Source organism: uncultured Cyclobacterium sp. (assembly GCF_963976465.1).
Lineage (GTDB): Bacteria > Bacteroidota > Bacteroidia > Cytophagales > Cyclobacteriaceae > Cyclobacterium.
On sequence record NZ_CAXBOC010000176.1, the window covers coordinates 1 to 9,662 of the forward strand.

General features: G+C 38.7%; 12 protein-coding genes. 10 read left to right on the top strand and 2 right to left on the bottom strand.

Translation table 11 applies throughout. From position 1 onward, the window contains the following. Positions 1 to 69 precede the first annotated feature (69 nt). From AAC037_RS11415 to AAC037_RS11435, 5 genes are all read left to right on the top strand, one after another. Complete coding sequence (locus AAC037_RS11415) at positions 70 to 744, top strand: hypothetical protein (RefSeq protein WP_339903114.1); 675 nt, start codon at positions 70 to 72, stop codon at positions 742 to 744. Between the two features lie 278 nt (positions 745 to 1,022). Further along, positions 1,023 to 1,316, top strand: a complete 294-nt coding sequence (locus AAC037_RS11420; RefSeq protein WP_339903115.1) for a type II toxin-antitoxin system HigB family toxin — start codon at positions 1,023 to 1,025, stop codon at positions 1,314 to 1,316. 2 nt (positions 1,317 to 1,318) lie between these two features. Beyond that, entirely contained in the window at positions 1,319 to 1,675 is a 357-nt protein-coding gene (locus AAC037_RS11425; protein ID WP_339903116.1) for a helix-turn-helix domain-containing protein, read from the top strand. 559 nt (positions 1,676 to 2,234) lie between these two features. After that, positions 2,235 to 2,816, top strand: coding sequence for a Crp/Fnr family transcriptional regulator (locus AAC037_RS11430; RefSeq protein ID WP_339903117.1), 582 nt, complete (start codon positions 2,235 to 2,237; stop codon positions 2,814 to 2,816). A 53-nt stretch (positions 2,817 to 2,869) separates the two neighbouring features. Continuing rightward, on the top strand, positions 2,870 to 3,742 hold the full coding sequence (locus tag AAC037_RS11435) for an SDR family oxidoreductase (RefSeq protein ID WP_339903118.1): 873 nt from the start codon (positions 2,870 to 2,872) through the stop codon (positions 3,740 to 3,742). A 203-nt stretch (positions 3,743 to 3,945) separates the two neighbouring features. Here AAC037_RS11435 and AAC037_RS11440 read toward each other — a convergent pair whose 3' ends face one another. Together AAC037_RS11440 and AAC037_RS11445 are read right to left on the bottom strand one after the other, a co-directional pair. Beyond that, positions 3,946 to 5,298 carry a Gfo/Idh/MocA family oxidoreductase gene (locus AAC037_RS11440; RefSeq protein WP_339903119.1) on the bottom strand — a complete coding sequence of 451 codons (1,353 nt, stop codon included), beginning with the start codon at positions 5,296 to 5,298 and terminating at the stop codon, positions 3,946 to 3,948. After that, the gene (locus tag AAC037_RS11445) at positions 5,295 to 6,080 is read right to left on the bottom strand and encodes a DUF1080 domain-containing protein (protein WP_339903120.1); all 786 of its coding nucleotides are present in this window, start codon (positions 6,078 to 6,080) and stop codon (positions 5,295 to 5,297) included. The genes AAC037_RS11440 and AAC037_RS11445 overlap by 4 nt, the downstream gene beginning before the upstream one ends. A gap of 297 nt (positions 6,081 to 6,377) precedes the next feature. Between AAC037_RS11445 and AAC037_RS11450 the strand changes: the two genes are divergently transcribed. From AAC037_RS11450 to AAC037_RS11470, 5 genes are all read left to right on the top strand, one after another. Then, positions 6,378 to 6,773 carry a hypothetical protein gene (locus AAC037_RS11450; RefSeq protein ID WP_339903121.1) on the top strand — a complete coding sequence of 132 codons (396 nt, stop codon included), beginning with the start codon at positions 6,378 to 6,380 and terminating at the stop codon, positions 6,771 to 6,773. Then, positions 6,770 to 7,171: a hypothetical protein gene (locus AAC037_RS11455; RefSeq protein ID WP_339903122.1), complete on the top strand. Its 402-nt coding sequence runs from the start codon at positions 6,770 to 6,772 to the stop codon at positions 7,169 to 7,171. Before AAC037_RS11450 ends, AAC037_RS11455 begins: the two co-directional genes overlap by 4 nt. A gap of 210 nt (positions 7,172 to 7,381) precedes the next feature. Continuing rightward, positions 7,382 to 8,341 (top strand): NAD(P)-dependent oxidoreductase, encoded by a 960-nt coding sequence (locus tag AAC037_RS11460; protein WP_339903123.1) that lies wholly within the window; start codon positions 7,382 to 7,384, stop codon positions 8,339 to 8,341. 152 nt (positions 8,342 to 8,493) lie between these two features. Then, complete coding sequence (locus tag AAC037_RS11465) at positions 8,494 to 9,057, top strand: TetR/AcrR family transcriptional regulator (RefSeq protein WP_339903124.1); 564 nt, start codon at positions 8,494 to 8,496, stop codon at positions 9,055 to 9,057. Between the two features lie 56 nt (positions 9,058 to 9,113). Beyond that, entirely contained in the window at positions 9,114 to 9,662 is a 549-nt protein-coding gene (locus tag AAC037_RS11470) for a carboxymuconolactone decarboxylase family protein (RefSeq protein ID WP_339903125.1), read from the top strand.

The window sequence follows — 9,662 nt, forward strand, 5'->3', positions numbered from 1 at the left end:
GGTGGTGTGAGAGGGTGGAGATACGAATTATTTCGTATCTTACTCTACTCGATTGGCCACCATTAAAAAATGAAAGTATCGTTAATAATCATAATTCTTGGGCTTCTGACAAGTTGTAATTCGAATACAACCGAAATGGACAATGAAGAATTAAATATTCTAAATCAAAAGTTCATTGAATTGATTGGTATTGAGGGTTCTTATGAACCTCTCCCTGTTCCGCCAATGCCACTTTGGGAAGAATCTACTCGAGAAGACAGTTTACGATATGAAAAAGAAAGCGCTGAATTTGAAAATCTTTTAAACAATAGAAAACTTGGCACTTCCGTGCTTAAAATTTACCTGTATGACTCTCTGACGACTTATAAAAGCAACGACTTTTTAGACGGGATTTTAAGCCCTAATAATTTTGAGGCCAATTTTCCTGTTGACACAACTTGGATTAAGCTAATAAGAAAACTAAACGGAATTGAAGATCCCAAAGGGTTTGACATTAATCAAATCACGGAGACAGGTAACTACACAATAGTAACCAAGGCGGAATTTAATGATACTACTGACAATAAAAGAAGGATTGGTATGATGACCATGTCTCGTGTTGCATTTAGCCCTGCCAAACAAAGAGGTGTGTTCTACTATACTTTTACATGTGGAAGTTTATGTGGTTGGGGAAGTCTTGTGTTTATCGAACGAAAAGGTGCAGAATGGAAAATTGTCGGACAAAGAAATATGTGGGTATCATAAAAAATGAAAACGGTGGCCAACAAGGCATATATTATTTTGGGGGCTAAGTGATTAAAAGAAAGTTCTCGACTTTAAATAAACACCGCCAAATCGCTGATTTGGCTTTTGGATATGTAAAATTAAAAATAAAATACAGCTTTTGGCTAAGGGGTAATTTGGAAGGAAGTCGCCTATGAATTCCCAACTTAACATATGCTGAACATTGGCAGCAAGCTAAAAAACAAACTTTATTACCAATTTGGTAACTTTTTATTAAATTTGCGACAAACAAGTAATATGTGAGAGTAATAGCGAAACGAACATTACGAGATTTTTGGGAAAACCACGCTGACTGCGAGGAACAATTAAAGTCTTGGTATAGAGAAACCGAAAAATCAGAATGGAAAAATATTAATGAATTAAAAAATGAATATCCAAGTGCAAGTATTTTAAAAGAAAACAGAATTGTTTACAACATTAAAGGAAATAACTACCGACTAATTGTAAAGTTCAACTTTGAATATCAAATATGCTGGATAAGATTCATCGGAACTCACGCAGAATACGATAAAATAGACGCAAATAACATTTGATTATGAAAATAGCACCAATTAGAAACGAAAAAGACTATCAAAACGCTCTGAATAGACTTGAAGAGGTTTTTGAAGCAAAAAAAGGAACTGATGAAGGAGATGAATTGGAAATTCTTTCAATTTTAATTGACAGATATGAAAATGAGAACTTTCCAATTGGAATGCCTGATCCAATTGAGGCAATCAAATTCCGAATGGAACAGTTGGGATTGAAACAAAAGGATTTAGCAGAAGTTGTTGGATTTAAAAGTCGAGTTAGTGAGATTTTAAGTAAAAAGCGTAAACTGACTTTAGGAATGATTAGAAAACTGAATTCAACACTTCATATTCCGACTGAAGTTTTGGTTCAAGATTATTAATAAAAAACGTTGCCTAATAGCTAAGCATGCTGACAGCTGGCCCTTCGACTCCGCTCAGGGACCACAGGTTCAGGGACAGTGTTCAGGGATCAGTTCATGGTGTTGGGAATTAGAGTTTCCATGAGGAATGGTTTTCCCTGTTTTATTTTTCAATGGTTGGAGGATGAAAAAGTTTGGTAGTTATAGGTTTATCCTTTATGTAGTTTTTTTTTTTAGGAGGCTAAAGTCACTTTTACGATGTTTTAAGCGTGATTATTAGGTGGTTTTTGCCCTTTGGACATACCTGTCCCATTAAGCTAGCTGGGGCTTTTTATTTTGCTTTCTGATTTTATTAAACCAGTTGGCTGGTGGCCCCCGCTAGGAATGAGGCTATATTGACTTTTGAGGTGATTGGTTTTTTCCGGAAGTAGGCAATTCTAGCGTTTACAAACTTATTTTGGGTGATTTTTTATACCAATCCATAAGAAAACCAGTATTTTAGATTTTTATTGTGCTTGGAGAAAAAGGGAACCGGCAAGTCCAATGGGCTGACATTCTAAAATTAAATTATCCCAATTGAATGGAAAAACTGATTGAAAATATTCAGCTTTACACCTCGCTGAATAAGGATGAGATTGACCTGCTTCGGGAGGCTGTAGATAAGAAAACCTTCCGGAAGAATGAGATGATTTTTACAGAAGGTAAAATTGCCAACGATATATTCTTTGTGACCAAAGGATGTGTAAGGCTTTTTTATAATGTGGATGGGAACGACAAAACCGCTTTTTTCTACACCGAGGGGCAATTTATTTGTGCCGGAGAGAGCTATACTTTCAATATACCGGCCATAGAGAATTATCAAGCCATAGAGAATACCGAAATATTTGTGTTTGGGAAATCAAAAATTAACCGCCTATTAGAACTAGCGCCCAAGTTTGAGGTTATTGCTAGAATTGCCACAGAGAATGAGCTGATCACCTGTCAGAGAGTAATTGCTTCCTTTGTGACCAAATCAGCAGAAGAACGGTATGTTGACTTGTTGAATACCCAAGGAGAATTATTTCAGCGCGTTCCACAGCAATACATTGCCTCTTTTCTAGGCGTTTCACCGGAAACTTTAAGCAGAATCAAAACCCGTGTATTCAATAAGCGAATTTCTTGACGATCGTCAAGAGCCATGAGGCAGAAGACGGCTTTCTTTGTAAATAAAAAAAGATGAACGCAAAGAAAGTATTAGTGGCTGGATCCACCGGATATTTGGGCCAATTTCTAGTAAAGGAGCTAAAGAAGAGAGGCTACTGGGTTAGGGTATTGATCAGAAAAGAGACACAAAAAAGTCTATTTAAAGAAGTGGATGACTTTTTTGTAGGTCAGGTCACCGATCCCGATTCAATTAAAGGAATAACAAAAGGTATCGATTGGGTTTTTTCTAGCATTGGCATCACCCGGCAAAAAGAGGGGATGCGGTATATGGATGTTGACTACCAAGGCAATTCAAACCTTTTGAAGGAAGCGATAAAGGAAAAGGTAGAGGCCTTTCAGTACATTTCAGCCATTAATGGAGACAAGTTAAGACAGCTTAAAATTTTTGAAGCCAAAGAGCGTTTTGTGGATGAATTGAAAAAATCCGGTTTGCAATATTGCATCCTTCGGCCCAATGGATTTTTCTCCGATATGAAAGATTTTTTAAGCATGGCCAAAGCTGGGAGGGTTTATTTATTTGGTGATGGACTTAAACGCTTAAACCCCATACATGGTGAGGATTTGGCCAAAGTCTGTGTGGATCAAATGAAGTTAGGGACTAAGGAGGCAACCGTAGGTGGACCGGATATTTTAAGCCAAAATGACCTGGCAGCTTTGGCATTGAAAGCTTGGCAAAAGCCAATTAAAATTACCCATCTCCCGGACTGGACCAGGCGGTTTACGATTTGGCTTTTAAGAACATTCACTTCATCCAAAACCTATGAACCTGTTGAATTTTTTATGACAGCCATGGCTTTCGATAATATTGCCGATTCTTATGGAAACCATAAGCTTGAGGACTTTTATACATTAGAAGTGGAAAAAATAAAAAAGAATAAACAATAAAACACTAAATATAAAAGTAGAAGCTGTTTGAATGAGTCTATTTAATTACCCACCGACTCTTTATCGAATTTGATGCCCTCTCAATTCCAAAAGTGCGGAACGTTTATAAACCGAAGGAAAGCTTTGGTTTAGGTAATCTGGTATTCGATCAACTTCTCGCCGGTAGACAAAATTATCAATTCAAACAGCTTCTTGTTGTTTATTTAAAAGGCCCTGTAGCTGCCATCTAAATATTGATTGGCTTCGTCTTCTTCAAAACGCGCCAAGGCACTGTCCCAATGCAAGGTTTTATTTGGAAATCTTCCTGCAATTACGCCCAATAGTATCGTTTCCGTTAATCTGGAAGCGTAGGAGAAAGGAGCAGAACACTCGTCTTTTCCTAGACATGCATCCACAAATTGGTGGTAGTGACGTTTGCCTTCCACTTCATAGTCCCTAAACACTTCACCAATTTTTCCGGACTTTTTGAGTTCAGTAAGGTCTAGTTCCTGGTATTTGCCTTTCACTATATGTTTGGGCAATTGCATAAAGTGAGGTAGCAAAAGGTTGCCTTCCTCACCAATAAACATGGCCCCTTGGTCCGGCAGCTCTTCATTGTTGGGTAGCTTAAGTTTTTTGCTTTTTTTAGGTGCGTTTACACCATCATACCATACCCATTTGAATTTATCAGTGGTGTATTTCGTCCCGGGAAATTGATAGGTTACAGTGTTTTCTTCCGGGAAGCCAAATCCTGTGGGTTTTCTGCACTTGTTTTTGATGGTTTTTGGTACATCCAGTTCCAAGGCATTGTAAGGCGTATCAAAAATATGAACGCCCATATCACCTAAGGTTCCACAGCCAAAGTCCAGGACTTTACGCCAATTTCCGGGATGATACAGCCCTTCTTTATAGGGCCTATCTGCCGCAGTTCCTAACCAAAGGTTCCAGTCTAGGTTTTCAGGAACCGGATCAGATCCTTGGGGCTTGGGATCATCAGTCCCCCAGTTTTTGGGTGACCAGGCCCTTACTTCCTTCACCTTGCCAATTATGCCTGATTGTATAAGCAATGTAGCCAATTTGTAATCATAGAAAGAGTGCACTTGAATACCCATTTGAGTTACCAAGTTCTTTTCTGCTGCCTTCTTATTCATGGCTCTCGCTTCAGAGACATGGTGGGTAAGGGGTTTTTGACAATAAACAGGTTTGTCATAATCCATGGCCATCATAGAGGCAGGAGCATGTGTATGATCCGGAGTGGAGACTACAACAGCATCGATACCGTCTGCCATTTCTTTCATCATTACCCTGTAATCCGAATAAAGTTTGGCCTTAGGGAATTCCTTTTTTAGGGGTTCAAGCATCTTTGAATCAACGTCACAAAGGGCCACCACGTCTACTTTTTCGTGGGAAGAAATTGCCTTAAGATCGGCTTTTCCCATACCACCTAAACCAACGTGTGCGGTTCTTAATCGACCATTTTCGCTTGATGCCCAGGCCCAAGAAGGAAGCATGGATGCAATGGCCACAGTAGCCCCACCTTTCAATAGGTCTCTTCTATTTATTAATTTTTGATTCATAATTTTTTGATTTTAATATTTCTAAACCATATCGGACTTGCGTGATCTTGAAGGCCGATATATCCTTTTTTGGCTTTCGCGTAATCAGGTGCACCGCTCCATTTGCCGGAGTTTTTCCTTGTTTCCCAATCTTCAGACCCGGGAACAAATGAAACCACAACTTTACCGTTCAGCCAATATTCTACTTTTTCTGGGGTATAAACTATTTTGGAGCTGTTCCACTCACCTACAGGATTTAAATCTACTTTAGATTGATCGGCAGGATACATTGCATAATCAGAGGCAGTTTTTTGCCAATCTTGCAATTGGTCCAAATTTTCGGTTTCACCCATTTTTTTATTGTAAGCAGTCAGATCATGTATGGAAGCATAATTTTCATCATCAATAAGTTGGTATTCAGGAGCCAATCCTGAAGGTCCAGAACTTTCTTTTACCTCAGGAATGTGATAGAATATGCCACTGTTGCCACCTTTAGGTAATTTCCATTCCAAGTACAATTCAAAGTTTTCAAACTCTTCCGCACCGTAAATAATGTCTTTACCTCCAGTATAATCTTGTTCTAAACCCATTTCGGTGTCGTAGGTTAGTTCTCCGTCTTTTATTACCCAGCCTGGAGGGAGTTCATCGCCATTATAGGCTCTCCAGCCCTCAGTTGTCGTTCCGTCAAAAAGAATGATCCAGTCGTCTTTTTCTTGGGCTTCAGTACTATTTTCCGTCTTGGTATTGCTGCTGCAAGCATTGAGTGCTACCAAAGCAAGTAAGGAATAAATGATTTGTTTCATATTATAGATTTAAATTTTCAGCTATAAATATAATTCGAATTGTCTGCTTCAGCAAAATTTGATTTTCTGTACCAGTGATTTTTGCCTCAATCTTGCTCACTCGTAGAATTTAGGTGAATATTTTAAGCCCAGATTCTCGGTTTAAATTAATTTCATTTAAAGTAAGTCATTTAGAATTACAATGGGTTGAACAGCCAATTGGCGGGTGTTATCCATATGCAATTTGGTGTAAATAATTTGTTAGGGTATTTTATTTTGGGCAAAAAATTCTTAAATTAAGCTAAGTTTTCTCAAGAGATGATGGAAGGTACCGGCTATACCATAGTTGTCAATATAATGATAGGCTTGGCGCTTGCCTATTTCATTATTGAAATCATGCTTATTCTCAATGATGTTGAGGACGATACTTCCAATGTGCTCTTGCTGGAATGGTCCAAGGGTAAGTCTTTTTTTATTCCTTTTGCCCTGGGAGCAATTGCCGGACACCTTTTTCTGGGCACCACCAATGCTGCTTTTAAAATGGCTAACGGAATATTTCCCGTCTTGATCCTGTTTGGCTTGACAATTATTATGGTTATCATAGGTTTCAAAGTTCCCTTTGAAAAAACCAAATCCTTTCTTACGGCTATTTTAATAGCAGGCCTTTTATACGGTCACTTTTTTTGGTCCATGAACTATATAGTCAGCCCATGAGCAAGCTAAAAAAGTTTTTAAAAAAGCACCTGTCAGAAATCCGTACCATTAAAATCGTGGTGGCGGTATTGCTAGGCTTGATGGTAGTCATTGATATCGTGTTGGTGATGCTGGAAGGGAAAGATTTTCCGACTTTTAGCCTAGTGGTCAAACAACTCAGGCATCGCTTGATATGGTTTACCTTTCTGTATGGAGGCTTGGTAGCTAAGATTTTTTACAACAGGAAGGTCGGTGAAAAGGAAAAAGAAGTTACCGGCTTATTGGCCTTCTTTTCCATGGTATTTTTACTTTTCGTCATTGGGAGGCATTTAGAAACAGCACCAAGTTTGTTCTTGCAAGTTTTATTGTTGCTTAGTGGAGGGGTGCTTGCTTATAGGGCTTGGCCGCAATACCAATAATTTTTATTAACGAGACCAATAGTGGTTTTAACCATTGATAAATTCCGTTATTTTTATTGAACCCTATTGAGACCAAAGTAGAAATGTTGCTAATTATTGGCATTTTTCTTTCAAAATATGGGCTCAGCCATGGCCTGTTGCGCGATTGCAGGGTATTTCTTTTTGGCATAGGTGCGAGTCTATGTCTTATCTAAAATTGAATAGCACCAAATGAGAGTAATAATTATAGGAGGTACAGGTCATATTGGGACCTATTTGGTTCCTAAACTCGTGGAGGCAGGCCACAGTGTAGTTTGTGTAAGTAGGCAACAAAGTAATCCATACAACCAACACCCGGCATGGAAATCAGTGGAACATGTAGCCATTGATCGGGAAAAGGCTGAAGAAGCCGGCACCTTTTGTACGCAAATAGTAGCACTAAAAGGGGAAATCGTAATTGATTTAATTTGCTTTACAGAAGAAAGTGCACGGAAATTGGCTGAAGCCTTGAACGGAAAAATCAAGCATTTTCTCCATTGTGGTAGCATGTGGGTACACGGGCACAGTGAGCAAGTACCAACCACCGAAGAGCAAACACGCAAACCATTTGGTGAATATGGTATAGATAAAGCCAAAATTGAAGCCTATCTCCATGCTTTTCATCAGGAAAATGGATTTCCGGTTACCATTTTACATCCCGGTCATATTGTGGGGCCGGGTTGGCTACCTGTAAACCCTGCAGGTAATTTTAATCCCGAAGTATTTGTTCGTCTGGCCAAAGGAGAAGAGGTGCAATTACCTAATTTTGGTATGGAAACGGTGCACCATGTACATGCAGCTGATGTCGCACAAGCTTTCATTAAGTCTATTGAAAATAGAGATTATGGCATTGGAGAAAGTTTTCATGTGGTCTCCGAACAAGCCCTGACCTTGCGAGGATTTGCTGAAGCCATGGCTGCAAAGTTTGGAAAAGAGGCCAATTTACAATTTCTCCCCTGGGAAAGTTGGGAAAAGACCGTGAGCAATACCGATAAGGAGTTTACCTGGGATCACATTGCCCACAGCCCCTGTGGAAGCATTTCGAAAGCAAAGGATTTATTGGGGTATCAACCTCGATACAGTTCCCTTGAAGCTGTTTACGAGGCTGTAAGCTACTATTTTGAGCAAAAAGGAATTGTTACCAAATCTTGACCTTTATTAAGGTAAAATCTATATTCTAAGTTTTATCAGAAATCTTCGGTTTACACGGGAATACACCTCCTTAATTGGCTGAATAAATATAAATTAAAGAAAAGCTTGCTTTAATCAAAACGATCGGTTAGTTTTGTATTGTAGTTCAGACAATGGCAAGGAAAAAAGAATATAGGGAAGAAGAGGTTATCGATAAAGCAATGCGTTTGTTTTGGCGCAATGGCTATGAAAGAACTTCTATGCAAATGCTTGAAAAAGAAATGGGCATCAATAAATTCTCTATTTATTCGAGTTTTGGTAGCAAACGTGGCGTTTTTCTTGAAAGCCTCAATTGTTACCAATCAAAAGTAGCTGCCATGTTTGAAAAATTCAAGAAAGCCAGCAATGGGGTAGAAGACATTAAACAGTTTTTTTATGATTCCGTAGCCATATGTGCTGTGGAAGGAAATGAGAAAGGTTGTTTATTGACAAATACCTACAATGAATTTTCTGAAAGTGATGATCCTGAAATTAAAACCCAGGTAAAGTCTTTCATGGACAATTTGAAATTGCTTTTCTTGGAAAAACTTAGGATAGGCTCGAAAAAAGAGGATAGCCTTCTTTTGAAACAAGCCAATTTTCTGGTCATTGCCAAACATGGTTTGGCTGCTGCGAGTAGAGTCAATAGTCGGGAAGAGATCGAAGACTATATTGAAATGACCTTCAGCAGCATTTGACCTTTTTTTTACACTAAATCTAAACAATCGTTTAGAAATAATTTAAAATGAATAATATGACAACTTTAAAAATTCACAACATCGAAACCGCTCCGGAAGGTAGCAAAGAACTATTGGAACAATCGAACAAGGCAAATGGAATGATTCCCGGTTTGCATGGCGTATTGGCAGGAGCTCCGGGATTACTTGAGGCTTACCAGACGATCCATAAATTGTTTACTAACTCTTCATTTGATAAAGAAGAATTAACTGTCGTTTGGCAAACAATCAATGTGGAACATGCTTGTCATTATTGTGTGCCTGCCCATACAGGTATTGCCAAAATGATGAAGGTAGATGATGACATTACAGATGCTTTGCGCAATGAGACTCCTTTGGAAAATCCCAAATTGGAGGCCTTGCGGAACATGACCTTAACGATCGTTCGTAACCGAGGACATGTAAACTCAGAAGATTTGCAAGCCTTTTATGCAGCCGGATATGGTGAAAGACAAGTGTTGGAGATTATTTTGGGCTTGTCACAAAAAGTAATCAGTAACTATACCAATCATATTGCCAATACACCTGTAGATGCGCCTTTTCAAGCTTTTTCTTGGAAAAAATAA

Coding starts and splice junctions, on each gene's coding strand:
- AAC037_RS11415 (WP_339903114.1), top strand. CDS start 70: ATGAAAGTATCGTTAATAATCATAATTCTTGGGCTTCTGACAAGTTGT.
- AAC037_RS11425 (WP_339903116.1), top strand. CDS start 1,319: ATGAAAATAGCACCAATTAGAAACGAAAAAGACTATCAAAACGCTCTG.
- AAC037_RS11430 (WP_339903117.1), top strand. CDS start 2,235: ATGGAAAAACTGATTGAAAATATTCAGCTTTACACCTCGCTGAATAAG.
- AAC037_RS11435 (WP_339903118.1), top strand. CDS start 2,870: ATGAACGCAAAGAAAGTATTAGTGGCTGGATCCACCGGATATTTGGGC.
- AAC037_RS11440 (WP_339903119.1), bottom strand. CDS start 5,298: ATGAATCAAAAATTAATAAATAGAAGAGACCTATTGAAAGGTGGGGCT.
- AAC037_RS11445 (WP_339903120.1), bottom strand. CDS start 6,080: ATGAAACAAATCATTTATTCCTTACTTGCTTTGGTAGCACTCAATGCT.
- AAC037_RS11450 (WP_339903121.1), top strand. CDS start 6,378: ATGATGGAAGGTACCGGCTATACCATAGTTGTCAATATAATGATAGGC.
- AAC037_RS11455 (WP_339903122.1), top strand. CDS start 6,770: ATGAGCAAGCTAAAAAAGTTTTTAAAAAAGCACCTGTCAGAAATCCGT.
- AAC037_RS11460 (WP_339903123.1), top strand. CDS start 7,382: ATGAGAGTAATAATTATAGGAGGTACAGGTCATATTGGGACCTATTTG.
- AAC037_RS11465 (WP_339903124.1), top strand. CDS start 8,494: ATGGCAAGGAAAAAAGAATATAGGGAAGAAGAGGTTATCGATAAAGCA.
- AAC037_RS11470 (WP_339903125.1), top strand. CDS start 9,114: ATGACAACTTTAAAAATTCACAACATCGAAACCGCTCCGGAAGGTAGC.